19 protein-coding genes are annotated in these 24811 nt (G+C 73.4%); 4 read left to right on the top strand and 15 right to left on the bottom strand.

Features of this window, described 5'->3' with window-relative positions; genetic code table 11:
- The first annotated feature begins 219 nt into the window (after nucleotides 1-219).
- Nucleotides 220-1224, top strand: coding sequence for an endonuclease domain-containing protein (locus C1N80_RS03950; protein ID WP_137769585.1), 1005 nt, complete (start codon nucleotides 220-222; stop codon nucleotides 1222-1224).
- Nucleotides 1225-1309: 85 nt separating this feature from the next.
- Here C1N80_RS03950 and metE read toward each other — a convergent pair whose 3' ends face one another.
- The 5 genes from metE to C1N80_RS03925 all read right to left on the bottom strand — a co-directional run bounded on the left by metE (nucleotide 1310) and on the right by C1N80_RS03925 (nucleotide 8598).
- Nucleotides 1310-3643 (bottom strand): 5-methyltetrahydropteroyltriglutamate--homocysteine S-methyltransferase, encoded by a 2334-nt coding sequence (metE, locus tag C1N80_RS03945; protein WP_137769584.1) that lies wholly within the window; start codon nucleotides 3641-3643, stop codon nucleotides 1310-1312.
- Nucleotides 3640-4581 carry a methylenetetrahydrofolate reductase gene (locus C1N80_RS03940; protein ID WP_137769583.1) on the bottom strand — a complete coding sequence of 314 codons (942 nt, stop codon included), beginning with the start codon at nucleotides 4579-4581 and terminating at the stop codon, nucleotides 3640-3642. Before C1N80_RS03940 ends, metE begins: the two co-directional genes overlap by 4 nt.
- A gap of 193 nt (nucleotides 4582-4774) precedes the next feature.
- Nucleotides 4775-5548, bottom strand: a complete 774-nt coding sequence (locus C1N80_RS15930) for a transglycosylase family protein (RefSeq protein WP_137769582.1) — start codon at nucleotides 5546-5548, stop codon at nucleotides 4775-4777.
- A 331-nt stretch (nucleotides 5549-5879) separates the two neighbouring features.
- A complete protein-coding gene (locus C1N80_RS03930) occupies nucleotides 5880-7016 on the bottom strand; it encodes a hypothetical protein (RefSeq protein ID WP_137769581.1) in 1137 nt (378 codons plus the stop codon).
- A 151-nt stretch (nucleotides 7017-7167) separates the two neighbouring features.
- Nucleotides 7168-8598, bottom strand: a complete 1431-nt coding sequence (locus C1N80_RS03925) for an MFS transporter (RefSeq protein ID WP_137769580.1) — start codon at nucleotides 8596-8598, stop codon at nucleotides 7168-7170.
- A gap of 182 nt (nucleotides 8599-8780) precedes the next feature.
- On the opposite strand from C1N80_RS03925, the gene C1N80_RS03920 reads away from it, so the two are divergent.
- Nucleotides 8781-10481, top strand: coding sequence for a M48 family metallopeptidase (locus tag C1N80_RS03920; protein WP_240811224.1), 1701 nt, complete (start codon nucleotides 8781-8783; stop codon nucleotides 10479-10481).
- Between the two features lie 93 nt (nucleotides 10482-10574).
- On the opposite strand, the gene C1N80_RS03915 is transcribed toward C1N80_RS03920, so the two are convergent.
- Nucleotides 10575-11963: an aldehyde dehydrogenase family protein gene (locus C1N80_RS03915; RefSeq protein ID WP_137769579.1), complete on the bottom strand. Its 1389-nt coding sequence runs from the start codon at nucleotides 11961-11963 to the stop codon at nucleotides 10575-10577.
- Nucleotides 11964-12072: 109 nt separating this feature from the next.
- Complete coding sequence (locus tag C1N80_RS03910; protein ID WP_137769578.1) at nucleotides 12073-13743, bottom strand: cell wall metabolism sensor histidine kinase WalK; 1671 nt, start codon at nucleotides 13741-13743, stop codon at nucleotides 12073-12075.
- 207 nt (nucleotides 13744-13950) lie between these two features.
- On the opposite strand from C1N80_RS03910, the gene C1N80_RS03905 reads away from it, so the two are divergent.
- On the top strand, nucleotides 13951-14997 hold the full coding sequence (locus C1N80_RS03905; protein ID WP_137769577.1) for a MauE/DoxX family redox-associated membrane protein: 1047 nt from the start codon (nucleotides 13951-13953) through the stop codon (nucleotides 14995-14997).
- A gap of 9 nt (nucleotides 14998-15006) precedes the next feature.
- Here C1N80_RS03905 and manA read toward each other — a convergent pair whose 3' ends face one another.
- The 3 genes from manA to C1N80_RS03890 are packed head-to-tail and all read right to left on the bottom strand — an operon-like array spanning nucleotide 15007 to nucleotide 19086.
- Nucleotides 15007-16215, bottom strand: coding sequence for a mannose-6-phosphate isomerase, class I (gene manA, locus C1N80_RS03900; protein ID WP_137769576.1), 1209 nt, complete (start codon nucleotides 16213-16215; stop codon nucleotides 15007-15009).
- Between the two features lie 58 nt (nucleotides 16216-16273).
- Nucleotides 16274-17311 (bottom strand): hypothetical protein, encoded by a 1038-nt coding sequence (locus C1N80_RS03895; RefSeq protein WP_137769575.1) that lies wholly within the window; start codon nucleotides 17309-17311, stop codon nucleotides 16274-16276.
- A 32-nt stretch (nucleotides 17312-17343) separates the two neighbouring features.
- Nucleotides 17344-19086, bottom strand: coding sequence for a pyruvate dehydrogenase (locus tag C1N80_RS03890; protein ID WP_137769574.1), 1743 nt, complete (start codon nucleotides 19084-19086; stop codon nucleotides 17344-17346).
- Nucleotides 19087-19263: 177 nt separating this feature from the next.
- Here C1N80_RS03890 and C1N80_RS03885 point away from each other — a divergent pair, with 177 nt between their 5' ends.
- Nucleotides 19264-19719: a MarR family winged helix-turn-helix transcriptional regulator gene (locus C1N80_RS03885; RefSeq protein ID WP_103385017.1), complete on the top strand. Its 456-nt coding sequence runs from the start codon at nucleotides 19264-19266 to the stop codon at nucleotides 19717-19719.
- On the opposite strand, the gene C1N80_RS03880 is transcribed toward C1N80_RS03885, so the two are convergent.
- Genes C1N80_RS03880 through C1N80_RS03860 form a run of 5 tightly spaced genes read right to left on the bottom strand, consistent with a single transcriptional unit; the run spans nucleotide 19676 to nucleotide 24802 of the window.
- Nucleotides 19676-21205 carry an AMP-binding protein gene (locus tag C1N80_RS03880; protein WP_168198007.1) on the bottom strand — a complete coding sequence of 510 codons (1530 nt, stop codon included), beginning with the start codon at nucleotides 21203-21205 and terminating at the stop codon, nucleotides 19676-19678. The two genes, C1N80_RS03885 and C1N80_RS03880, sit on opposite strands and share 44 nt — an antisense overlap.
- Complete coding sequence (locus C1N80_RS03875; RefSeq protein WP_137769572.1) at nucleotides 21174-22316, bottom strand: MSMEG_0565 family glycosyltransferase; 1143 nt, start codon at nucleotides 22314-22316, stop codon at nucleotides 21174-21176. Before C1N80_RS03875 ends, C1N80_RS03880 begins: the two co-directional genes overlap by 32 nt.
- Nucleotides 22307-23572 (bottom strand): MSMEG_0569 family flavin-dependent oxidoreductase, encoded by a 1266-nt coding sequence (locus tag C1N80_RS03870; RefSeq protein ID WP_137769571.1) that lies wholly within the window; start codon nucleotides 23570-23572, stop codon nucleotides 22307-22309. Before C1N80_RS03870 ends, C1N80_RS03875 begins: the two co-directional genes overlap by 10 nt.
- The gene (locus tag C1N80_RS03865) at nucleotides 23569-23907 is read right to left on the bottom strand and encodes an MSMEG_0570 family nitrogen starvation response protein (RefSeq protein WP_137769570.1); all 339 of its coding nucleotides are present in this window, start codon (nucleotides 23905-23907) and stop codon (nucleotides 23569-23571) included. Before C1N80_RS03865 ends, C1N80_RS03870 begins: the two co-directional genes overlap by 4 nt.
- Nucleotides 23900-24802 (bottom strand): carbon-nitrogen hydrolase family protein, encoded by a 903-nt coding sequence (locus C1N80_RS03860; protein ID WP_137769569.1) that lies wholly within the window; start codon nucleotides 24800-24802, stop codon nucleotides 23900-23902. Before C1N80_RS03860 ends, C1N80_RS03865 begins: the two co-directional genes overlap by 8 nt.
- Nucleotides 24803-24811 lie beyond the last annotated feature (9 nt).

The raw sequence follows: 24811 nt of genomic DNA, 5'->3' as shown, positions 1-24811 counted from the left end.
GTGGTCGGGCACGGGACGTCTTCGCGCAGATGTGGCCCGAATCGGGGGCACCTGCGCGATGACGTCCCGTGCGCTCGTGACTGATGGCGGCGGAGTCAGCCGAGGGGCACGAGATGCCGAGGCGCCGGTGGCCACGCGTCGTCCCTCCCCAGCCGGTCGCCGTCCACATCTTCATCACCCACCCGGACGCGCCAGGGCGCCCGGTGATCCCCTCACCCCATGCAGATCACCGGCGTCACCCATCACCGCGCCGTCCAGCCGGGGGACCACGCGAAGCACCTCGCCGCCGCCCTCGACGGGGGCACCGCGCACAGGATCGGACCCTGGGTCATCGAGGACGGCGCCCCGGCGGATCTCGTCGCCCTGCTGACAATGGGCGTGCGCCCCACCTGTCTCGACGCCGCCTCGCTGCACGGTCTCTGGGTGCCCCCTCGGCTCGAGTCGGTGCACGTGTTCCGCCCGCGGATGGGACGGGGCACCCGCCTGCCCGACGCGGCGCCGCCGGCCGCGACGGCGATACCCCTTCGCCGGCGCCAGGGCCAGCCCGTGCCGAAGCTCCAGGAGAAGCAGATGCCGCTGCTGTTCCACGGGCCCGCCGCCCGCGCCTGGCCGGGAACCGATCCGGTGCCGAGCCTGCCCCTGGTCCTCGATCACGCCGCGAGGTGCCTGCCCTCGGTGGAGGCGGCGATCCTGTTCGAGTCCGCGATCGAGCGACGCCGCCTCACCCTCCATGACGCGCGCCGGATCGTCGCCGGCCTCCCGCACACCCCGCGCCGCACCCTGGCTCGGATCCGTCACGACGCGGGCTCGGGCACGGAGACTCGGGTGCGCTGGTGGTGCGAGGCGCAGCGGATCCCGGTGCGGAGCCAGGTTGTGGTGCCCGGCGTGGGGCGGGTGGACCTGCTGGTGGGAGAGTCCTGGATCATCGAGTGCGACAGCCGCGAGTTCCACGACTCCGAGGACGTCTACGAGCGCGACCGGGCCCGGGACCTCGCGCTGCGTTCGCGCGGCTACGTGGTCACTCGGCTCACGTGGAAGCAGGTGTTCCTCGAGTGGGCGGAGACCGAGGTCATGCTGCGCACCGTGCTCCGACACGGCGACCACCGGCGATGCCCCGCCGCCGGACTGACGGATCCGCGCGCCGGGCACCCGGGCCGGGGTGCCGCAGGAGGACGGGACGTCACCGCGCAGATCGGCCCCGAAACGGCGGGACCTGCGCGATGACGTCCCGTAGGCCGACGAGGGCCGGGGCCGTGGGCCGGGCCGACGGCGGCCGGGGCGGACCGGAGCCGGGCCCCGGCCCGGGCGGTCAGACGGCGGCGGGGACCTCCGCGTCCTCGCGGGTCGCGCGGGCGGCGGCGACGAGGTTGCGCAGGCTGGCCTCGGTCTCCGCGTAGGCGCGGGTCTTGAGGCCGCAGTCGGGGTTCACCCAGAGCCGGCGGGCACCGACCACGGCGCGGGCGCGGCGCAGCTGGTCCACGATCTCCTCGGTGGTGGGCACGCGCGGGGAGTGGATGTCCCATACGCCCGGGCCGATGCCGCGGGGGAAGGCGTCCGGGTCCACGGCCTCGAGGATCTCGCCGCGGGAGCGGGCGGACTCGATGGAGGTGACGTCCGCGTCCAGGGCGTTGATCGCGTCGACGACCACGTTGAACTCGGAGTAGCACAGGTGCGTGTGGATCTGCGTGGTGTCCTCGACGCCGGAGGTGGCGAGGCGGAACGAGCGCACCGACCAGTCGAGGTAGGCGGCGTGGTCCGCGCGGCGCAGCGGGAGCAGCTCGCGCAGCGCCGGCTCGTCGACCTGGATGATGCGGATCCCGGCGGCCTCGAGGTCGGCGACCTCGTCGCGCAGGGCGAGGCCCACCTGGTCGGCGGTCTCGCCGAGCGGCTGGTCGTCGCGCACGAAGGACCAGGCGAGGATCGTCACCGGGCCGGTGAGCATGCCCTTGACGGGGTGCGGGGTGAGCGACTGGGCGTAGGTGGCCCAGGGGACGGTGATCGGCGCGGGCCGGGACACGTCGCCGAAGAGGATCGACGGGCGCGTGCAGCGGGAGCCGTAGGACTGCACCCAGCCGTGCTCGGTGACCGCGAAGCCGTCGAGGTTCTCGGCGAAGTACTGCACCATGTCGTTGCGCTCGGGCTCGCCGTGGACGAGGACGTCCAGGCCGAGCTCCTCCTGCAGCGTGATGACGCGGGCGATCTCGTCCTTCATCGCCTGCTCGTAGCCGGCGGCGTCGAGCGTGCCGCGGCGGTGGGCGGCGCGGGCGCGGCGCACCTCCGTGACCTGCGGGAAGGAGCCGATGGTGGTGGTGGGCAGGTCCGGGAGGCCGAGGGCCTGGCGCTGTGCCTCCTCGCGCACCTCGTGGTCGGTGCGGGTGGAGTCCGCGTCGGTCACGGCGGCGGCGCGCTCGCGCACGGCCTCGTCGCGGACGCCTGCGAAGGTGCGCGGCACGGAGCGGGGGCCGTCCACGGAGCCCGGGGCGACCTGGCCGGCGGCGAGCTCGACGATCTCGGCGATCTTCTCGTCGGCGAAGGCGAGGGTCGCGACGAGCTCGGCGGGGAGGGAGGTCTCCCGGTCGAGGGTGTGCGGCACGTGCTGGAGGGACACGGAGGAGGAGACGGAGACGTTCTCGCCGTCGCCGCCGGCCTCGGTGATGCGGGAGCGCAGCTCGGCGAGGCGCGCGGCGGCGGTGGGCAGCTCGGTGCGCCACACGGTGCGGCCCTCGACGAGGCCCGCGACGATCCGGGTGGTGCCCACGCCGGTGAGCTGGGCGACGCTCGGCAGGTCACCGCGGGTGAGGTCGAGGTGCACGGCCTCCACGCCCGTGGCGAGGGCGGCGGCGAGCAGGTCGCCGATGCCGCCGTAGGGGGTGGCCAGGAGGATCGCGGGGCGGTCCTCGGAGGCGGCGAGACGGCCGACGGAGCGCTGCAGGGCCTCGGCGAGCTGGGCGGCGTCGAGGCGCTGGTCAGCGGCGAGTACCGGCTCCTCGATCTGGACCCAGGGGGCGCCGGCCTCACGGAGGGCGGAGAGCAGCTGGGCGTAGACGGCGACGAGCTCGTCGAGGCGGTCCAGGGGGTCGAAGCCCTCGGGGGCGTCGTCGGCCGGCTTGGACAGGAGCAGGAGGGTCAGCGGGCCCACGAGCGCCGGACGGGTGCCCTCGCCGTCCTCGAGGCTCTCGCGGAACAGGTCGACGACCTGCGTGGACGCGACGTGGAGGTCGGTGTCCGGGCCGATCTCGGGAACGAGGTGGTGGTAGTTCGTATCGAACCACTTGGTCATCTCGAGGGGGCCCTGCTCGGCGGTGCCGCGGGCGAGCTCGAAGTAGCCGTCGGTGCCGACGGTGCCGTCCGCGCCGAGCACGCCGGCGAGGCGGGTGGGGACGATGCCGGTCGCGACGGCGGCGTCGAGGACCTGGTCGTAGAGGGAGAACGACTCGGGTGCGGCGGAGGCGCCGGCGAGGCCCAGCTCGGCGAGGCGGGCGCGGGTCGCGCGACGCAGGGTGCGGGTGGCCTCGGCGAAGCCGTCCGCGTCGATCCGGCCGGCCCAGTAGGCCTCCTCGGCCTTCTTCAGCTCGCGGTCGGGGCCGATGCGCGGGTAGCCGATCGGCAGGGCTGCGGGGAGGGCGGGGGCGGTGGGGGTCATCGGAGATCTCCTGCGGTGGGTGCGGACCAGCGGTCCAGGTCGAGGGCGTCGAGCACGTCGAGGGCCTCGACATGCCGGTTGAAGGTGAACAGGTGGAGGCCGGGGGCGCCGGCGTCGAGCACGCGCGCCGCGAGACCCGCCGTGTGCGCCACGCCGATGCGGTGGCGCTCGGCGTCGTCCCGGGCGTTCTCGAGGGAGTGGAGCAGCTCGCGGGGCGCCTGCACCCCGGAGAGCTCGGCGAGCCGGGCGAGCCGGCGCGGGTTCGTGGCGGGCACGAAGCCGGGGACGATCGGCAGGCCGATGCCCGCGGTGCGGGCGCGCTCGACGAAGGTCTCGTAGGCACTGGGGTCGAAGAAGACCTGCGTGATCGCGAAGTCCGCGCCGGCGCGCTCCTTCGCCATGAGCACCTCGAGATCGTGCTGGGCGGTGGGCGACTCGGGGTGGCGGTGCGGGTAGGCGGCGACGCCCACGCTGAGGCGGCCGCCGGCGAGGGCGGCCGTGCGCTCCCGCTCGACGGCGCGGATCAGCTCGACGAGGGGGCGGGCGAAGGGGACCTCGTCGTCGTCCAGCCGATGCCCCTCGGGCTGGTCGCCGCGCAGGGCGAGCACGCCGCGCACGCCGCGGTCCAGGAGCGCACCGACGATCGCGGCGAGCTCGGCGCGGGTGGAGCCGATCGAGGTGAGGTGGACGAGGGGGCGCAGGGTGGTCGCGTCGAGGAGGTGCTCGGTCACCTCGAGCACGCGGTCGAGGTTGCCCTGACCGGTCTTCGAGGTCACGGAGACGTAGTCGGGGGCGGTCTGCTCGAGGGCCGCGATCGTGGTGCGCAGGCGCTCGAAGGACACGTCGCTGCGCGCCGGGAACAGCTCGTAGCTGAGGGCGGGGCGGCGGCGTGCGGGAGCGGCCGGGGCACGGTCGGGCAGCGTCGAGGTGGCGGACATGGCGGCGAACCTACGAGGCGCGCGGGGCCCGGGGGAAGGAATGTGACGGCCTGTGCCGAAGGTGGCGCGGTGCGTCGTCGTGTGACGTGCGAGCTCCTCCATGAACCCGCTGGTGACGGGCCCGGACAGCACGACGCGCCGGCCCCCGAGGGGGACCGGCGCGTCCTGGCCTGCGGCGCGGGGCCGCTCCGGGTCAGCGGTTGTTGAGGTAGGTCTGCAGCGCCTTGGTGGTCGCGTAGGACGAGCGGAAGTCCCACACGCCGTTCTTCTTCAGGCCCATCTTCTGGCGCAGCTTGCCGGTGGTCTCGGAGCCGATCTTGCCGTCCGCCTTCGCGCCGACCTTCTTCTGGAGGGCCTTGATGTCCGAGGTCGAGAGCGAGCCGTCCGCCGTCACGCCGACCCACTTCTGGAGCTCACGGGTGGTCTTCGGGCCGAACTTGCCGTCGACGACGAGCGTGCCGGAGGAGACGCTCTCGCGCACGCTGTCACGGCTCGCGGAGCCGGAGCTCGCGGAGCCGGAGCTCGACGAGCTCGACCCCGAGGGCTGCGCGTTGGCGTCGGCGCCGCCGTTGGAGCGGGTGAGGCCGGCCTTCTTACCGCACACGGGCCAGGCGCCGGGGCCCTGGGTCTTGAGGGTGCGCTTGGCGACGGCGATCTGCTCCGCCTTGGTGGCCTTGTCCGCGGTGGACGCGTAGGCGGTGCCGCCGAAGGCCTTCCAGGTCGACTTCGAGAACTGCACGCCGCCGTAGTAGCCGTTGCCGGTGTTGATGGACCAGTTGCCGCCGGACTCGCACTGGGCGACCTTGTCCCACACGGAGTCGTCGGCGCTCGCGATGCCGGCGCCGCCCACGGAGAGGCCGGCGGCGATCACGGCACCGCCGGTGGCAGCAGCGACCTTGGGCGCCACGCGGGCACCGCGGAAGTAGACGGCGCCGCCGTCGGCGCGGTGGGTGTTGGTGGTGGCCATGGAGGACTCCTCGGGGGAAGCGGCTCGGGGAAGCGGGGGAAAGGTCGAGCGGTGCCGGGGGGATCAGGTGCGCGGGCTCATGACCTGCACGCCTGCGGCGTGCTCCCGTCAAGCGTGCAGGTCGCCCACCCCGGGGGCCAGGCCTGGTGACCTATTCCGAATCCACGCTTTGCCAAACTTTTACCGATAATGCGCGGCGCGGCACCATTTCCGCGAATCACAGCGGTGTCATTCTCCGCGCCCGCCCGCGCGGGCTCCCGGCCGGGTGCTCAGCCGCAGACGAGCACCGTCGGGTCCTCGGCGTCCTCCATGGATACCGTCAGCTCACCGGTTAAGCATCGACGCAGATCGCCGCCTCGGCGTCGACCGACGCTGTGAGCTCGCCGCCCGGCGTGAGCACCATCCGCACGCTCGGGAGGAAGCGCACAGTCTGCGCGGGCGAGCCGGTCGCGTCCGGGGTGAAGCGCGCCTCCCCCGCATCCGTCGCCCCCACGAGCCAGCTGTCCACGCCGTCGAACGTGGTCAGGAGTCCCGGAGGCGCGGTGAGGATCTCCCAGGTGCCCGGCTCGGAGGCGTCCGAGCCCGTCGCGGCGAAGGGGCATCCCTCCGGCGCCGCGGTGGTGCTCCGTGCGCACTGGGTGATCAGGTCGGTCGCCTCCTGCGTGGCCGCCTCCTCACCGTCCGCGGTGAGCTCCATCGTGAGCATCACCGGTGAGCGGGACGGCGTCCGCGCACCGGGCAGGTCCGCCCTGAGCGTCTCCGGCACTCCTCGGACGAGGCCGTTGCGGCTGGCGGCGGCGAGGTCGTAGCTGCCGGCCGGCAGCTGGAGCGTGGCGACGACCCCGGTGCCGCTCAGCAGCGCCACCGCCTCCGGCGCGGCACCGTCGGGCACCGCCGCGGCGGCGTCCGAGCGCGCCTGCTCCGCGTCCTCGGGCAGCGGCACCTCCACGCCGCCGATCTCCAGGTGGTCCGCCCCCAGCGGGACGCCCACGGAGACGGACTGCAGCGCGACGGGGTCCAGCACCCAGGACCGCGCCAGGAGCGGGCCGGCGCCCTCGGCATGCGCGGCGAGGGCGAGGGTGCCCGGCTTCGCGCCGTCGGACCAGGTCACGGTGCTGGTGACGGTCGCGGTGTCCCCCGAGATGCTCACGCCCTCGAGGTCGTACCCGGTCACCCGACGCTGCGCGCCCTGCAGCACGGCGTCGACGAGGCCGACGGGGCTCGCGTCCGGCGTCGCCGCGAGATGCTCCTTCAGCACGCCGGCGTCCCCGGCGACGAGCGCGTCGAGGTACTCGCGGGCGGCCCGCTCGGGGGTGCGCGGGTTCATCAGCACGAGCGGGATCGCGATGACCAGGGCGAGGACCAGGGCGACGCCGCCCCAGACCCGCACGGCGCGGCGTCGGCGCGCGGGCGTGGGAGCCGAGTCCCCGCGGTCGGCCGCGGCTCCGCTCCGCGCATGCCCCGCCACGGGGCCGTCGGACGCATCGGCGCAGCCGGCTCCGCCAGCTGCGTCGACCCCATCAGCCCCGTCGGCGTCGGCCCAGCCCAGCCCAGCGAGATGACCCGGCGATGCCCCCCGGTCCCCGTCGGCCCCTGCGTCCCCGGCCGCCGCCGCGCCCTCACAGCGCTCCGGGGGCGGACTTCTCGCGGTTGCGGTCGATGATGCTGACCCCCATCGCGGCGAGCGTGAGCACCATGATGATCACGGCGACCATGATGAACGCCTCGAGCCACGAGGTCCCGGACTCGGTGAGGGAGAAGAGGATGCCGGGGATCATCGCGGTGCCGATCGCGGCGCCCACGCGCTGGCCCAGCTGCAGGATGCCGCCGGCGACGCCGCCGTAGCGGGGGTCCACGGCGTTGAGGGTGAGTGTCTGGTTCGGCGAGATCGTCATGCCCTGGCTGACGCCCATGAGGGTGAGCGGCACGGCGAGGAACCAGAACGGCAGCCAGCCCCATTCGACGGGGCCCACGGCGAGCGCGGTGCCGAGCAGGCCGCAGAAGGCGACGGCGAAGCCGATGATCACGAGCCGCCGGCCCATGGCGAGCACGCGTCGGCCGGCGACCTGGGAGCTGATCGCGGCGGCGATCGACGAGGGCAGGCCCAGCAGCGACGCTTCGAAGGCCGTGTGGTGCAGGTGCATCTGCAGGTAGAGCGGCACGATGATCCACACGCTCGTGGCGCCCAGGAAGTAGATGGAGACGATGAGGATGCCGTTGCGGAACGGGCGGCTCGAGAAGATCGCCGGGTCCACCATCGGCGGCCGGCCCTGGGAGCGGTAGCGGTGCTCCCACGCCCACCACAGGCCCAGCACCACGAGCCCGACGGGGAAGGTCAGCCACACGAGGGCGCTCGCGCCGCGCTCGAGGAACGGGAACATGACGCCGAGGATCGCGAGGGTCAGCAGCGCGGTGCCCACGGGGTCGAGGTCCGGCAGCCGCTTCGAGCGCACCGAGTCGCCCGGGATGATGAGGAATGCGCCGATGATCCCGGCGACGCCGATCGGCAGGTTGATGAAGAACATCCAGCGCCAGCCGGTGTCGTTCCCCAGCAGCTGGATGAGCGCGCCGCCCAGCACGGGGCCGAACGCGGTGGCGACGGCGACGGCGGTGCCCAGCAGCGCGAAGGCGCGGGCGCGGTCGTGGCCGCGGAAGTGCTTCTGGATCAGCGCGACCGTCTGCGGGTTCAGCAGTCCCGAGCCGATGCCCTGCAGGATGCGGGACACGTTGAGCACCTCGATGCTCGGCGCGAGCCCGCTGAGCAGGGAGCCCACGGTGAAGATCGCGACGCCCGCGATGAAGATCCGGCGGCGGCCGGTCGCGTCGCCGAGGCGGCCCGCGGGCACGAGCAGCACCGCGAAGGCGAGGGCGTAGCCGGAGATGACCCACTGCAGTGCGCCGCTGTCCGCCTCGAAGCTCGTCCCGATCGCGGTGAGCGCGACGTTGATGACGCTCATCGCCACGAGGGCCATGAACAGCGGGGCGATGAGGACGGCGAGCAGGGCCTTGCGGCGCACCGGAGGGGTCGGTGCGCTGGGATCGGGTATCACCACAGAAGCATAGGCCGGGCGGCGTCGGTCGCGGCAGGCCCCTCGCCGGGTCCCCCGTGCGTCGGACCCGATCGCGTCGAAGGTCGACGAGGTCCGTCCGCAGGTCGGGACCGTCCACAGCGCTCTGTGAGCATGCACCTCGCGGCGGTACCGTCGAGCCGTCCACGTTCGAAGGAGCAGTCATGAGCGTCCCGCCGTCCTCCGGCCCCCAGTGGGATCGGCCCGCCGTCCCCACGCCCTACGGGCAGGGTCCCGCCGCCGGCTCCCCCGGTGCGCCCTCCGGCCCCTACGGTCCCGGCGGCCCCGGCAGCCCGTCCGGTCCCGGTGGGCCCGCGGGCCCCGGCGGTCCCCTCGGTCCGGGCGGTCCGACGGGCCCGCAGGGCGGTCGCACCGACGCACCGAACCTCGTCAACGGCGCGACGACCCATGGGGTCATGGGCCGGCGCGGCATGCGCCACCCGTGGGAGATCCCGATGGTGGTCATCGCGGCCGTGATCTCGGTGCTCACCGTCCTCGCGCTGATCTCCATCGGCATCATCACGATCTGGCTCGCCGCCCGCGGTGACGACTGGGAGTCCCTCGGCTTCAACCCGCTCGTGGTCCAGATCGCCGCGATCGTGCTGTCGCTGCCGCTGCTGCTGTGGATCCAGCGCGCCCTGATCTACGCCCAGATGCGCGTGTTCGGCGTGCGCATGTCCCCCACCCAGTTCCCCGAGGGGTACCGGATGGTCGCTCAGGCCGCGGAGGAGTTCGGCCTGCGGCGCGTGCCGGATGCGTACGTGCTCGCCGGCAACGGCACGATCAACGCCTTCGCCTCCGGCCACGGGTTCCGCCGCACGGTCGTCGTCTACTCGGACCTGTTCGAGGTGGGCGGCACGGTGCGCGACCCGGAGGCGCTGCGCTTCATCATCGGCCACGAGGTGGGCCACCTGGCCGCCGGCCACGTCTCCTACTTCCGCCTGCTGTTCACGCAGCTCGCCTACCAGATCCCCTTCGTGGGCATGGCGCTGTCCCGCTCGCAGGAGTACACCGCGGACAACTACGGCTACCTCCACACGCCCGAGGGCTCGTGGGGCGTGATGGGCGTGCTCGCCGGCGGCAAGTACCTCAACGCCGAGGTCAACGTGCACGAGCTCGCGGATCGCGCCGCGAGCGAGAAGGGCTTCTGGGTGCACCTGACCCAGTGGCAGTCCACGCACCCGGTGAACACCTGGCGCGCGCACGCCCTGCGTGACCGCTCCGCGCCCGGCCGCATGTTCATCCGGCCCGGGAAGCGCCTGTTCGAGGGTCCGCTGCCCGCGGGCTCGACCTTCTCCGGTCCCTACCCGACGCCGTCGGAGGCGCTCGGCATGCTGGCCCAGGCGGATGCCGTCCGTCCCGCGGGCAGCGGGGACCAGTGGGGCCGCTTCGTGGGCGGCGACTACTCCGCGCGTCCCTCGATGCGGCAGATGCAGCAGGCGGCGCCGCTGCTCGCCCGCCGGGTGGGCTCGATCGCGCCGGAGGGCCCGTCCGGTCCTGCGGGGCCGACGGCGCCCCCGACCGGGCAGGGTGGTCCGACGGGCGGTCCTGCCGGTGGTCCGACGGGCGGTCCCTTCGGCGGCCCGTCGAACGGCCAGGCTCCCACCGGCGGCTACGGTGCGGCCCCGGCCGGCGGGTACGGCCAGTCGTCGGCCCCGGCGGCCCCGGAGGACGACTCGATGTACGGCGCCACCCGGATCTCCCGTCCCGGCGAGACCGCGGACCCGTACGGCCAGGGCGGCGACCCCTACGGCCAGGCGCGCCCGTCGGACCCGTACGCCCAGGGCCCGCAGCACGGTGAGGACCCGTACGGCCAGGGCCCCGGCTCGTCGGCGCCCTCGGGCCCGGCGCCCTACGGCGGCTGAGCACCGGCCCCGGAACGGGCCCGGCACGACGGCCCCGTCCCTGCATCGGCAGGGGCGGGGCCGCCCGTGTGAGGAGCGGTGCCGGGCGGGGCGTCAGCGGAAGAGGCGACCCAGGATCCGGCGGCGGGGTGCCCGGTAGGGCGGGTAGATCGTGCGCAGGGTGTCCGGGCGCAGCGGCTTGCGGACGATCGGCTTGGCGTGCGTGAACGCCTCGAAGCCGGCCCTCCCGTGGTACGCGCCGTGGCCGGACTCCCCCACCCCGCCGAAGGGCATCGCCGTGGTGCCGAGGTGCGCGAGGGTGAGGCCCAGGGCGAGGGAGCCGGAGGAGGTCTGCTCGGCGAAGCGCTCCTCGACCTCGTGGGAGGGGCTGAACACGTACGCTGTCAGCGGCTTCTCGCCGGCGTTGATGCGGGCGATCGCCTCGGCGGGGCCCTCGACGGGCAGCAGCGGCAGGATCGGGCCGAAGATCTCCTCCGCCATCACCGGGTGATCCCAGCTCGCACCCGCGAGGATCGTGGGGGCGAGGTAGCGCTGGCGGCGGTCCGCGCCGGCGGTGCCGCCCACGACAGCGAGGTCGTCGTCGACGAGGGAGCGCAGGCGGTCGAAGTGCCGCTCGGAGACGATGCGCCCGTAGTCCGCGCTGCGCATGGGGTTGCGGCCGTACATCTCCCGCACCGCCTCCCGCAGCTCGGGGACCAGCGCCTCGAGGGTCGCGGGGGTCGCCATGAGGTAGTCGGGGGCGACGCAGGTCTGGCCGGCGTTGGTGAACTTGCCCCACACGATCCGGCGGGCCGCGGTCGCGAGGTCGGTGCCCTCGTCGACGAACACCGGGGACTTCCCGCCGAGCTCGAGCACGGTCGGGGTGAGGTGCTCGGCGGCGGCGCGCGCGACGATCCGGCCCACGCTCGCGTTGCCCGTGTAGAAGATGATGTCGAAGCGCTCGGCGAGCAGGTGGGTGGTCTCCTCGACCGCGCCCTCGACCACGCGCACCCACGCCGGGTCGAGGTGCTCCTCGATGAGGCTGCGGATGACGCGGGAGGTGGCGGGGGCCAGCTCGGAGGGCTTCAGCAGCACCGTGTTGCCGCCCGCGATCGCCGCGACCAGCGGGGACAGGGTGAGGTTCACGGGGTAGTTCCAGGGCGCGATGATCAGCGCCGTCCCGAGCGGCTCGCGCACGATGCTGCCGCGGGAGGGGGCGAGCAGGGTCCCCGGGGAGAAGCGCTCGGGGCGGGTCCAGGAGCGCAGGTTCTTCACGGCGGTCTGGATCTCCGCGAGCACGGGGCCGATCTCCGTGACCGACGATTCCGTCGCCGACTTGCCGAGGTCCGCAGCGAGGGCCCGCTGCAGGTCGCGGCGGCGGGTGCGGATGCCGCGGCGCAGCGCCTCGAGCTCGGTGACGCGAGCGGCGACGGGACGGGCGAGGCCCTGGTCGGCGGAGGCGCGGAGGGCGGCGACGTCGGCCGTGATGCGGGAGGTCGTCATGCCACCAGCGTAGGTGGTGCGGGTCATGACGTCCCCGACTCCGATCGACTCCGCGGGGGCACGGGCGGAGGCGGGAGGACGACGCGACACCACGCTCGTCCCCCGTCCGTCAGGAGACTGAGCTGCGACGGAGCTGCGGGATGCGGATGGTGAAGGTCGAGCCGGCGCCTTCCGTGGATCGCACGCTGATCTGCCCCTCGTGGGCGAGGACGATCAGCTTCGTGATCGACAGGCCGAGGCCGTGACCCGGTATGTGGTGCTGTCGGGCAGTGGGCGTGCGGTAGTACTGCGTGAAGAGGTTCGTCTGCTCCTCAGGGCTCATGCCGATGCCCGTGTCGGACACACGGATCTCGACCGCGCCGTGGTGCTCGCGGACGCTGACCGTGATCCCTCCCCGCTCCGGGGTGTACTTCACCGCGTTGGAGAGCAGATTGGTGATCGCCTGGGTCATCCGTGACGGGTCGACGGAGACCTCCGGTGTGTCGTCGATGGACTCGGCGACGTTCAGCTGCTTGGCCTGAGCCTCATGGCGCATCGACTCCACCGCCCGCCGCGTCAGCTGGGAGAGGTCGACGGACGTCCGGGAGATCTCGATGCCGCTGTCCTGGACGGACTGCGTCGCCAGGAGGTCCTCGACGATGGTCAGCAGCTGCTCCGCATTGCGGGAGACCACCTCCAGATGGGCGAGATCCTCCGCGGGCACCCGGCCGCCATCCATGACGAGGTCGAGGTAGCCGAGGATCGACGTGAGCGGCGTCCGCAGCTCGTGGGAGACGGCCGCGACGAATCGCTGCTGTCGCCGCGCGGTATCGAAGTACGGGGTCACGTCGGCGAACACGATGACCGCGCCGTCCCGCTGGCCGTCGACGTCGATGATCTGCCGAGCTGAGGTCGACACCTTGCGCCCCCGCCCCCGGGTGGGTCCGAATCCGACGACGTAGTTGCTGAACGTCTCGCAGTCCGCTGCCCGTGCGATGGGGCGCTGATCCTCGGGCACCGGGATCGCCGTGTTCGGAAACCGCATCAGCAAATCCGCTTCACGGGGGGTCTCCTGCCCGGGCGGCGAGGCGTAGCGTGACAGCTCCTGGTGAGCACGGTTGATCATCGCCACCCGACCGTTCCGGTCCAGCACGAGAATGCCCATGTCGATCGTGTCGATGATGTTCTCCATCAGACGCTCCTGCGTCACCGCCGCTGAGAGCAGCTCTTCCTTCTCACCCAGCAGCGCTCGCGTGCGCGCGCGCTCCGCGAGGGTCCGCGAGCGTGCCAGGGCCACCATGAATCCCATCTGCGCCACCACCATGGGCACCAGCAGGGATCGGGTGATCACCACGGAGTCGATGTCCGGGAAGGCGCGCACCACCGTCGGCAGGGAGATCGCGAGGGTGACCGCGGCAGTGGCCATCAGGTTCCCGCGCTGGCCGAAGGCGTAGGCGAGCCACAGCGCCGGCAGGAACGCGAACAGCGCCACCGCAGCGGCATCGGCGCGGAACACATCGCGCATGAGGCCCGCCGCCGCGATGTCGAACAGGGGCACGACCGCGATCCACCCGTGCGGGATGCTCGCCCAGCGCACGACGCCCGTGAGGACGGTCATCAGCACGAGCGCCGCCGCAGCCGCGAGATACGGCCCCGAGAAGACCAACGAGGATGCGGACACGGCGAGCAGCAGGCTCATCGCCAGGACGAACCCGGTGAAGAAGCACTGCTTCGCCGCGACGCCTCCGCTCGCCGAGGCGAACCGCCCCAGCCACCCTGCATCGTCTCTCTCGCCGCTCATGGGCCTGAATATGACAGGTCACGCCCGTCACGGCGGGCAACCCGCCCGTGGCGCCGCCGAGTCGGCCCTCGCCGCCGTCACCAGGATGCTCGCTCCGGGCGGCCCGGCTCCCCGTCCTCACACGGAGGTCAGGTGCGCGAGCGGCCCGGGAGTCCCGGGCTCATCGGGACGACGATAATGGGCGGGGTCGCCGACGAAGGGAACCCGATGAGCATCCTGGTGGCAGCGCCGATCCTGCTGTCGATCATCCTGCTGGTGTCCGGCATCGCGAAGCTCGGCGAGCGCCGCGGCACGCAGGACGCCATGACCTCGCTGCGCCTTCCCGCGCGCCGCGCGCACCACCTCGTCGCGGCCGTGCTGCCGGGCGCGGAGATCGTGCTCGCGCTGCTGCTGTGGGTGCCGCTCGTGCCGCTGCAGGTGGTGCTCGCCGTGCTCGCGACGCTGCTGATGGCGGCGTACCTCGTGATCATCGCGCGGGCGCTGACCTTCGAGGAGAAGGTGGAGTGCTCGTGCTTCGGCTCGCTCGCCTCCCCCACGGTCTCGAAGGCGACGCTCGCGCGGAACATGCTGCTCACCTTCCTCGCGCTCGTGACGATCTCCGCCGCCGCGCGCGGCCAGATCGCCGATGCGCTCGTGCGCGCGCCGCTGTCGCTGCTCACGCTCGTGGTGGTGCTCGTGGTGGCGATGGCGCTCGTGGTGCTCGTGCTGGGCGGGGTCGAGCGTGCGGCGGAGCCCGGATCGGAAGCGGAGCCGACGGCGGCCGACGCCGAGCTGGACGGGGAGGACGATCTCCTCGATTACGAGCGTGTCGCCATCCCGGCGGCGGTGCTCCAGCGTCCCGACGGAGACCTCGTCACCCTGCGCCAACTCACCTCCCAGCGAGCGGCGCTGCTCGTCTTCGCGACCGAGGGCTGTGGTCCCTGCGAGCGCGTACTGGACCGTATGCCGACCTGGATCGAGAAGCTCGATCCGTTCATGCAGGTCCTCGCCGTGTTCCGCACCCCTCAGGACAGGCTCACCCCGCGCACGCAGGCCCGGGTCGCGGAGCACGCCCTGTATGACCCGCAGTTCACCGCCCGCGAGCAGCTCGGCAGCCGGGGCGCCCCCGCCGCAGTGCTCTTGGGCGCGGATGGACAGCTCGCCGGGGGTCCCGTGACCGGGGGTGAGCAGGTCATCGAACTCGTCGAGGAGATCCTCGACCAGGTGACCGCCGCTCAGGAGGCAGGGGAGCTGCAGAGCACGACCCCCGCCTGATCGGGCCGGCTACGGGACCGACGCCTGGATCACTCGCCCTTGCCCTGCCACGTGCAGGTCCCCGTCCTCGGCGGCGACGAACACCGCCCGGCCGGCGGGCAGACGCAGCGTGCTCCCGCCCGCGCTCACGGTCAGCTCGCCGTCGAGGCAGAGCAGGATCCTCGGTCCTGAGCCGGGCACGAGGTACCGGGCGACCGGGTCGGCGACGTCCCCTCCCCCGTCGAGCGTCGTGACCGAGAGCTGAAAATCATCGATCGGCGCGAAATAGGCGACCGTGCTCGGGGTCAGACGCTCCGGAGCGACCCGTTGCGGCGGCGCGGCCTGCACGCTCACGCACTGCAGCATCTCCTCGACGTCCACCCGCTTCGCGGTCAGGCCTGCCCGGAGCACGTTGTCGCTCGCCGCCATCACCTCGACGCCGAATCCCGAGAGGTAGGCGTGGATCGCGCCCTCGGGGACGTACATCGCCTCCCCCGGCTGCAGGGTCACGGGATTCAGCAGCAGGTTGGCCACGACACCCGGGTCTCCGGGGAAATGCTCGTGGAGGCGCACCACCGTCCGGTCGATCCGCGGTGAGGGCGAGGCCCCGGCGGCGACCCGGGCTTCGCAGGCTGCGACGACCTCGGCGACGGCCGCGGCATCCGGCCGGAGGGACGGCGAGACCAGGGTGCGGAAGGCGGCACGCATCCCGTGAGCACTGAGGTTCTCCACCAGCAGGGTGTGGAGACGATCGGAGAGATCGGTGTCCAGGCCCGCGAGGATCTGGGCGGCACGGCGCGGCGCACGGAAGCCGCAGACCGCCTCGAACTTCGTCAGCGCGAGGACCATCTCTGGCTTGTGGTTGTCGTCCCGGTAGTTGCGATGGGGTGAGTCGAGCGGGAGCCCGGCGGCGTTCTCGGCGGCGAACGACTCCGCCGCATGCGAGCGTGAGGGGTGGACCTGCAGGGAGAGCGGGCGCTCGGGAGCGATGAGCTTGAGCAGGTACGGGAGGCGGCTGCCGAAGGCGTTCACCACGTCGTCCCCGAGCATGCCCCGGGGGTCCCCCGTCACCGCGGCGTCCAGCGGCCCCGCGGCATCGAGGATCGACGGGGCGCTGGGATGGGCCCCGTACCAGAGCTCCGCCCACGCTCTGCCGTCAGGATCCCTCCCGAGGAAGCGCGGCAGCTCCTCGGCGGACCCCCACGCGTAATGCTGCGGATGCGCATGCAGCGGCCTCATCGGTGCTCCGATCCCCTCTCCTCGGCCCGTGCATCACGCCGGTTCCGGAACGTCCCGTTCATCGCACCCCGTCGAGGGTCTCCGCGAGCACTGTCGCCGGCTCCTCGGCGGGCGGGGCCGGCGGCCGCGACGGACCGGAGCTTCCGTATCGTCGCATGCCGGTCCGGTCCCACAGGTCCTGCAGCCATGCCGGAGCGCCGGGTGCGTGCACCCGCACCGGGACTCCTCGGACCGCGGCCTCCAGCAGCTCCTCCTGACGCACGCCGACGAGAGGCACGGCCGGGAGCTCCGCCCCCGGCTCGACGAGCTCCGCGCCCCGTCGGCGCCAGAGCTCGTAGGAGGCCCGCGAGATCGGATCGGTATCGCCGATGTCCGGCCGCAGCCGAAACTGCCCGTGGCGCATCGCGCTCGCGGCTGCCCTCGTGGCGAGATGGCGGGGAAGGAGGTCATCCGCGAGGCGAGCCAGCAGCACGGGAGGTCCGTCCTGCAGCTCGGTGACGGGATCATGGGACAGCTCCCAGAGCCGCTGCGACCCGATGACCATGGTGTCGACGTCGTGCCGTCCCGAGCGCAGCAGCGCGGCATCCGCATCGGTCCACGCCACCACGGTGGTCTCCTCCGGGAGAGGGGGCGAGAAGGGGGTGACCTGCCCCGTCTGCAGGACGAATGTCGCCACCCCGCGCCCGATCACCTCCTCGTGGAGGCCCCGCGTCCACGGGCCGGCTCCGCCTGCGGTGAGCACGGCACCCGCACCCGTGGCCTCGAGCAGGCCCTCGAGGCCCTGGACCGGGGAACGGGGCAGCGAGGCGAGCTCCGTCGGCACGCTCTGCGCACCGACCACGACGCAGTGCACCGTGCCGCGCAGATACGGGAGCGGCGCGAGGAGGGCGCCCATCGCGCGGTCGTCCAGGTCCTCGAGCACGACCAGCGTCGACCTCGTCCCGGAATCATCCCCCGGGATCGACGCCAACTCCGCGAGGGGCACCTGCTCGTCGGCGGCGCCCCCGCGCAGTCGACGGAGACGCCGCCCCGTCTGCCCGCGCAGGTCTCTGCGCTCCCGCCAGAGCGCGAGATCGCGCGGGTGGATGAGCTCCATGTCAGTTCCCTCCCCGTTCCCGGGTCCGCGCCTCAGCGCGGCATGTTGCGCAGGTTCGCGGAGGCCATGTCGAGCATCTTGCCCACGCCGCCCGCGAGCACGATCTTCGTCGACGCCGTCGCGAACCCGCGGATCTGCTGCGGGCTGATCTTCGGCGGCATCGACAGCGCCGCCGGGTCCGTGACCACGTCGATGAGCACGGGGCCCGGGGTGGCGAGCGCCTTCTGCATCTCCTTGCGCAGCTTCTTCGGGTCGGTGATCCGCACCGAGGTGATGCCGGCGCCCGCCGCGATCGCCGCGAAGTCGACGCCCTCATGGTCGGTGCCGTAGTCCGGCAGGCCCTCGACGAGCATCTCGAGCTTGACCATGCCGAGGCTCGAGTTGTTGAAGACGACGATCTTCGTGTCCAGCTGGTGCAGCTTCACGGTGAGCAGCTCGCCCATGAGCATCCCGAGGCCGCCGTCGCCGCTCATCGAGATGACCTGCCGGCCGGGGAACGCCTTCGAGGCGCCGATCGCCTGCGGCAGCGCGTTCGCCATCGTGCCGTGGTGCCAGGAGCCGAACAGGCGGCGCTTCCCGTTGGGGGTGATGTAGCGGGCGCCCCACACGTTGCACATGCCCGTGTCCACGGTGAACACGGCGTCCTCCGCGGCGAGGTCGTCGAGGGTCGCCGCGACGAACTCGGGATGGATCGGCGTCATCCGCTCGACGTTCTTCGTGTACGCGGCGACGACGCCCTGCAGCGCCTTGTGGTGCGCCTTGAGCATCTTCTGCAGGAACTTCGCGTCCTTCCTCCCCTGCAGCAGCGGCAGGACGGCCTGCAGGGTGAGCGCGACGTCGCCGTGCAGCGCGAGGTCGAGCGGCACGCGGCGGCCCAGGCGGGAGGCGTCCGCGTCGATCTGGACGATCCTCGCCTTCTCGTTCTGCGGGAGGAACTCGCTGTAGGGGAAGTCGGTGCCGAGCAGGATCACCAGATCCGCCTCGTGCATCGCGTCGTAGCAGGCGCCGTAGCCCAGCAGCCCGCTCATGCCGACGTCGTACGGGTTCTCGTACTGGATCCACTGCTTGCCGCCGAACGCGTGTCCCACCGGTGCCTTCGTCGCCTCGGCGAGCGCGAGCACCTCCTCGCGGGCGCCCTCCACGCCGGCCCCTGCGAAGAGCATCACGGAGCGGGCCTCGTCGATCATCTCGGCGAGCCGGCCGACGGGCCCCGCGGCCGGCTGCACGGCGCCGAGCTCCACGGCGAGGTCCTTCGTGAGCGGGCCGTCGACCTCCTGGTCCGCGACGTCTCCGGGGATCACGAGCACGGAGACGCCGCGCTTCGCGATCGCGGTCTGGATCGCGATGTGCAGCAGCGTCGCGCCGTGCGGGCCGGAGTTCACCATCTCGCAGAAGTACGAGCACTCCTGGAACAGGATCTCCGGGTGGGTCTCCTGGAAGAAGCCGGTGCCGATCTTCTCCGAGGGGATGTGGGAGGCGAGGGCGAGCACGGGGGCGCCGTCGCGGTGCGCGTCGAACAGCCCCTGGACGAGGTGCGTGTTGCCGGGGCCGCACGAGCCGGCGCACACGGCGAGCTTCCCGGTCAGGCGGGCCTCGGCGCCGGCGGCGAAGGCGGCGGCCTCCTCGTTGCGCACGTGCACCCACTCGATGCCCTCGGTGGTGCGGATCGCGTCGACGACGGGGTTCAGCGAGTCGCCGACCACCCCGTAGATGCGCTCGACGCCGAGGTCGCGCAGCTGGGTGACGAGGAGGCGGGCAAGACTGGTGCGGGCCATGGTTTCTCCTGGGATCGACGGCGGAGCGGCCCGCGTCCTGCAGGCCGCGATGGGATCGAGCCTAGTCCTCGGCGCACGGGCGCCGCACAGGTTCGGTCCGGGAGGGCCGACGGGACCCCGGCACGCGGGGCCCGCCGGGATCGGTATGCTCGTCCGGACTGCTGTGAAGGAGTGGACGTGAGCGAAGCCGGTCCCGTGGACCCTCTGGCGCTGGAGACCCAGTTCTGCTTCGCCGTGACCCTCACCTCGCGGAGCATCGTCGCCGCCTACCGCCCGGTCCTCGAGCCGCTGGGGCTGACGCATCCGCAGTACCTCGTGATGCTCGCCCTCTGGGAGGACGCCCCGCTCTCCGTGAAGGCCCTCAGCGCACGGCTCCAGCTGGACCCGGGCACGGTCTCCCCGCTCGTGAAGCGGCTCGAGGCGATCGGATACGTGGAGCGTCGGCGCGACGAGAAGGACGAGCGCGTCCTCGCGATCGCGCTCACCCCCGCCGGGGCCGCGCTGCGCCATGAGGCGGAGGCCGTCCCCGGTCAGATGCTCGAGCGGCTCGGCATGGACATGGAGGAGCTGCAGGCCCTGCAGCGCAGTCTCATGAAGGTCTCGGCGGCGGCGCGGGCGGCCGGCGGGATCTGAGCCCGCCCTCCTCGAAGGCGGTGACCCACGCCCGGCGGCGGGCCTTGCCGGCGTCGTCCCGCAGCAGGCGGTCGACGACGAGCACCTCCTGCGGGGTGCGATGCCCGAGGCGGGGCCGCACCCCGGCGAGGATCCGCCGGCCGACGGCCTCCGCGGCGTCCCCGTCCTCCCCGTCGGGCCCGACCCCGGGGACGTCGAGCACGGCCGCGATCCGGTGCCCCCACTCCGCGTCCGGCAGTCCGAGCACGAGGGCGCCGCGCACCTCGGGGTGCTGTTCGAGCTCCGCCTCGATCGCGGCCGGGGCGATGAGCTCCCCGCCGCGGTCGATCATGTCGTCCTCGCGGTCCGTGAGGTGGAGGTAGCCCGCGGCGTCCAGGCGGCCCAGGTCCCCCAGGGTGTCCCAGCCCTCGGCGTCGCGACGGGAGGGGGCGCCGAGGTAGTGCGAGGCGGGGGCGCCCTCGCGGCGCATCTGCACGAGACCCGTGCGGCCGGGCGGCAGCGCGCGGCCCTCGGCGTCGACGATCCGCGCGGAGGTGCCCGGCAGCGGCCTGCCCACGCTCCCGGGATGCGCGAGCCAGTCCGCGCCGTCGATCATGACGATCCCGTTGGACTCGCTGCCCGCGTACACCTCGAGGACCCGCTCGGGGCCCAGCCAGTCGATGACCTCCCGCTTGAGCGGCACCGCGCAGGGCGCGCCGATATGCAGCAGGGTGCGCAGGCTCGCGAGCCTCGCGGGCGAGCGCCGGGAGGGCGGCAGTCGCAGGAGGCGGTGGAGCATCGTCGGCACCACCATCGCCCAGGTGACGCGGTGCTCCTCGACGGCGTCGAGCCAGGCCTCCGGGGTGAAGCGCGGCAGCAGCACGAGCCGGTGACCGGTGAGCAGACCGCGGAAGGCATAGGTGAAGGGCGCCGGGTGGGTGAGCGGCCCGGCGACGAGCTGCACCTGGTCACGGGGCAGGTACGGGGCGACCGCCCGCTCCGGGTCGAGCAGCGCCGGGGCGCTCGCCCGGACGATCTTGGGCCGGCCCGTCGATCCGGAGGTCGTCATCGCCTTCCAGCAGGAGGCGGCCAGATCGGGGTCGAGGTCCGGACTGCGATCGGTGTCGTCGGCCCCGTCGGCCGTCCCCGCGACCTGCAGATGCACGACGTCCGGCCGCGCCGGGAGCGCACCGATCGAGGCGGTGGGGCGGGCAATGTCCTCGATCCGCTCCCGCTCCGCGTGCACGAGCCCCGGGGCGAGCGGCAGCGGCGTCGCGCCCGCCTCCCACACGGCGCAGCAGGCGATGACCATGTCGCGGTCGTTGCCGAGGGAGACCTCGACGTGGTCGTCGACGCGCACCCCCGCACGGCGCAGGCGCCGGGCGAGCGACCGGGCGCCCGCCGCGAGCTCGCCCGCGGTGAGCACGCCGCGGGCGTCGAGGACGACCGGCTCCGACGGGTCCCGGGCGCCGCGCTCAGCGATGATCCGCGAGATCGACCGGCGCACCGGCATCGCCTCCGTGCTCGAGGACGTGCCGGTAGAACCGCTCGTGGAGCTCCGCGGCCCGCTCCCAGGTGAAGGCGTCGGCGAGCGCACGGCCCCGCCGCGGATCGGGCCTCTCCCCCGCGAGCATCGTGTCGAGCCCGCTCGCGATGCCCTCCACGGTGCCCGGGGCGCGGTGCACGGCGTCGCCGAACACCTCGCGGATCACGGGGATGTCCCGGGCGAGGACGGGCACGCCCGCGGCGAGCGCCTCGAGCGCGGCCAGGCCGAACCCCTCCTTCGTGGAGACGAAGCCGAGCACCTCCGCGCCCGCGACGAGCGGGGGCACCTCGTCATCGGGCAGGGTGCCCAGCAGCACCGGCTCGACCCCCAGCTCCCGGGTCCGCTCCTCGAAGCGCGCCCGGTAGGGGCGGTAGTCGAAGAGCGTCTCCCCGCCGCCGAGCACGAGCCGGACCCCGGGATGCCGGTCCCGGATCCGGGCGAAGGCCTCGAGCAGGTCGATCGTGCCCTTGCGGGGCTCGATCCCGCCGAGGGCGAGCACGTAGCGGCCGAGCCTGCCCTGCCAGCGGGCGCGGGCGGCGGCGCCCTCCGGCCCGGCGGCGCGGGCGAAGCGCTCCGCCGCGACGCCGTTGGGGATGACCGTCGGCACCGGGCCGTACGTCTCCCGCACCTCCGCGGCGACGGCGGCGGAGACGCAGATCCGGGCTGCCGGCTCCCGGATCGCCCGGTCGTGGCAGCGGATCAGCCGCTCGGTCGTGAACGCGTCGAGGTGGTGGATCGTGCGCACGTGCGCTCGCCCCCTCTCCCCCACGGCGTTCGCGGAGATGCAGTCCTGCGCGTGGACGACGTCGGCCGCGGAGTCGAAGGCCCCGCCAAGCACCGTGATCGACCGGTCGATGCGCTCCCCCACGCTCTCCCCCTCCACCTCGGGGAAGGGGACGGCGCGCACGCTCACCGCGGGGTCGACCTCCCGGAAGAAGCCCGCGTCGCCGCCGCGGGCGAGGGTCCACACCTCGACCTCGTGCCCGCGGCCGGCGAGCGCCTCGGCGAGGGCGAGCGTGTGGACCACGCCCCCGCGGGGCTTCGTCGAGTAGGTGAGCAGCGCTACGCGCATGCCTGCTCCCCCACCGTCGCGAGGTGCTCGCGGACGGTCGCGGCCACGTGCTCGGAGTCCCGGGCGATCGCGTGGAAGCGGCCCGAGCCCCAGGTCTGCAGCCACGGCAGGCCCAGGAACTGGAACCCCGGCACCGACGTCGCGCCGCGGGAGTGAGCGGGATGCCCGGTCGGATCGAGCACCCCGGGGAGGTCGAGCCAGGACCAGTCCGCCCGGAACCCGATCGCCCAGACGATCGCGGAGAGCTCCTCGAGGGGGATCTGCGTGGGCCCGTCCGGCGGGGTCCACACGGGCCGGTACCGGGGCTCGACGGGCGCGTCGATCCCCAGGGTGGCGATGTGCGCGTCGATGTCGTCCTTGATGGACTCGGCGACGGAGTCCGCATGGTCGAGGTTCGCCGCGAGCGAGTCGTCCAGGCGGATCGCCCCGTCCTCCACGCCCTCGGCGCGGCCGTGGAGGTGCATGCCGTCCCGGGCGAAGGCGCGCAGGTCGATGTCACGCCCGCCGTCGCGGCCGGTCACGTAATGGTTGGTCGACTCGCGCTTGGCGAGGCCCCGGGTGGAGACGGGGACGTCGTAGACGCCCATCTCGGCGAGCCAGGTCATGCAGTCGCGGCCCCGGTAGAAGCGCGCGACGCGCGGTGCGCGACCGACGGCCAGGTGCACCTCCCGGCCCTCGAGGTGGAGGTCCTCCGCGATCTGCGTGCCGGACTGCCCGGTCCCCACCACGAGCACCGGTCCCTCCGGCAGCTGGGCCGCGCTCCGGTAGCGGTGGGAGTGCAGCTGGAACAGCTCCGGCGGCAGGGCGGCCGCCCACGGGGGCACGACCGGTTCGTGGTAGCCGCCGGTCGCGGCGGTGACGGTGCTTGCGGTGATCGTGCCCGCGTCGGTCTCGACGGTGAACCCGCCCTCGGGGCGGGCGCTCACGCGCCGGACGGCCACGCCCTCCGCGACGGGGGCGTCGAAGGACTCCGCGAAGCCGCGCACCCAGGCGTGGACCTCGTCGCGGCGCATGAAGCCGTCGGGATCGGGGCCCTCGTACTCGTAGCCGGGGAGGCGACAGTGCCAGTTGGGGGTGACCAGCGTGAACTGGTCCCAGCGGCCGTCCTTCCACTCGTGCGCGACGCTCTCCCGCTCGATCACCACGTGGTGCACGCCGGCGTCGACCAGGTGCCTGCTGAGCGCGAGCCCGGCCTGCCCGCCGCCGACGACGACCGCCTCGTAGTGCTCACCAGGGGTGAGGGTGGTGGGGATCATCGGCGGGCCTCCTCGGGCCTCGGGCCGGCGCTCGCACCGGCGGGGAAGGGCACGGCCGGGCGGACGAACCTCAGCACCTCGACGCGCCCCGGCGGGGAGGCGGCCGCACGTTCCGCGATCTGCCGGGAGGAGCGGCGCGCGAGGGAGCAGGGGTGCCCGTAGCGGGCCTCGACCCGGTCGCTCGCGGCGCCCAGGGCCGTGCGGGCGCGGTCCACGAAGTCCTCGAGGTCGTAGCCCGCCCCCTCCCGGAGGTGGTCGGCGATCACGAGGCTCGGGGAATAGTGCTCGGACTCGGCGCCGTCCGGCCAGCGCACGGCGAAGCGCAGCTCAGGCATGGGCCACCTCCCGCCATCCGTCCGCCCGGGACGTGCCGGACTCGACGACCGGCGCGTAGACGTCCGGCCTGCGGTCGCGCAGGTGGAACATGCCTCCGCGCATCTCCCGGAACTTCCCCTCGACGTCGACCTCGGCGATCGCGAGACCGTCCCCGAGGAGGGTCGTGGCCAGGACGTTCCCGCCCGGGTCGACGACCTTCGCGTTGCCCACGTAGCGCAGCGAGCCGAAGGTCCCGGACTGGTTCGACGCGATCCAGAACACCTGGTTGTCCAGGGCGCGGGCGATGTCGAACTGGTTGAAGCGGTAGGTCCAGCGGTCGTCCTGGAGGTTCTCCGCGGTCGCGGTGCGGGCCGCGGGCCAGGCCGACATGCTGATGACGATCTCCGCCCCGTCGAGGGCGAGCATGCGCGCCGCCTCCGGGAACGCCTTGTCATAGCAGATCTGCATGCCGAGCCGGCCGACAGGGGTGTCGAAGGCCTGGTAGCCGTCCCCCGCCGCGTAGGACATGTTCTCGCCGAGCGGCTGGTGGACCTTGCGGTACGACGAGTAGATCTGCGAGTCGTCGAGGCACACGGCCGCGTTGTAGCGGGTCTCGCCGTCCTCCGCGAGCTCGCAGAAGCCGATGGTGAGGACCGTGTCCCCGGCGAGCTCCTGGACCCGGGCGATCTCGGGGCCGTCGAGGCGGAGCGCGGGCGGCAGCGAGCGGCGGGTGGTGCGCACGCTGTCCCCGTGGTTGCCGAGGGCGGGCAGGTAGCCGCCGAGCGCGGCCTCGGGGAAGGCGACGAGGCGGGCACCCTCGGCGCGGGCCTGCTCGAGCAGCTGCGCGATCAGCGCGTAGTTCTGCTCGAGGTCGCGGGTGAAGTTCGCGCTGACGGACGCGACGGTGATGCTCATGGCGGCGCC

The sequence above is a fragment of the Brachybacterium sp. SGAir0954 genome (assembly GCF_005490785.1).
Taxonomy (GTDB): domain Bacteria; phylum Actinomycetota; class Actinomycetes; order Actinomycetales; family Dermabacteraceae; genus Brachybacterium; species Brachybacterium rhamnosum.
The sequence above is the reverse complement of the archived record's forward strand: the minus strand, read 5'-3'. Positions and strand labels throughout refer to the sequence as shown.

Bases quoted from the DNA above. Each gene is read 5' to 3' on its own strand.
- C1N80_RS03950 (WP_137769585.1), top strand. From the start codon at position 220: ATGCAGATCACCGGCGTCACCCATCACCGCGCCGTCCAGCCGGGGGAC.
- metE (WP_137769584.1), bottom strand. From the start codon at position 3,643: ATGACCCCCACCGCCCCCGCCCTCCCCGCAGCCCTGCCGATCGGCTAC.
- C1N80_RS03940 (WP_137769583.1), bottom strand. From the start codon at position 4,581: ATGTCCGCCACCTCGACGCTGCCCGACCGTGCCCCGGCCGCTCCCGCA.
- C1N80_RS15930 (WP_137769582.1), bottom strand. From the start codon at position 5,548: ATGGCCACCACCAACACCCACCGCGCCGACGGCGGCGCCGTCTACTTC.
- C1N80_RS03920 (WP_240811224.1), top strand. From the start codon at position 8,781: ATGAGCGTCCCGCCGTCCTCCGGCCCCCAGTGGGATCGGCCCGCCGTC.
- C1N80_RS03915 (WP_137769579.1), bottom strand. From the start codon at position 11,963: ATGACGACCTCCCGCATCACGGCCGACGTCGCCGCCCTCCGCGCCTCC.
- C1N80_RS03910 (WP_137769578.1), bottom strand. From the start codon at position 13,743: ATGAGCGGCGAGAGAGACGATGCAGGGTGGCTGGGGCGGTTCGCCTCG.
- C1N80_RS03905 (WP_137769577.1), top strand. From the start codon at position 13,951: ATGAGCATCCTGGTGGCAGCGCCGATCCTGCTGTCGATCATCCTGCTG.
- manA (WP_137769576.1), bottom strand. From the start codon at position 16,215: ATGAGGCCGCTGCATGCGCATCCGCAGCATTACGCGTGGGGGTCCGCC.
- C1N80_RS03895 (WP_137769575.1), bottom strand. From the start codon at position 17,311: ATGGAGCTCATCCACCCGCGCGATCTCGCGCTCTGGCGGGAGCGCAGA.
- C1N80_RS03890 (WP_137769574.1), bottom strand. From the start codon at position 19,086: ATGGCCCGCACCAGTCTTGCCCGCCTCCTCGTCACCCAGCTGCGCGAC.
- C1N80_RS03875 (WP_137769572.1), bottom strand. From the start codon at position 22,316: ATGCGCGTAGCGCTGCTCACCTACTCGACGAAGCCCCGCGGGGGCGTG.
- C1N80_RS03870 (WP_137769571.1), bottom strand. From the start codon at position 23,572: ATGATCCCCACCACCCTCACCCCTGGTGAGCACTACGAGGCGGTCGTC.
- C1N80_RS03865 (WP_137769570.1), bottom strand. From the start codon at position 23,907: ATGCCTGAGCTGCGCTTCGCCGTGCGCTGGCCGGACGGCGCCGAGTCC.
- C1N80_RS03860 (WP_137769569.1), bottom strand. From the start codon at position 24,802: ATGAGCATCACCGTCGCGTCCGTCAGCGCGAACTTCACCCGCGACCTC.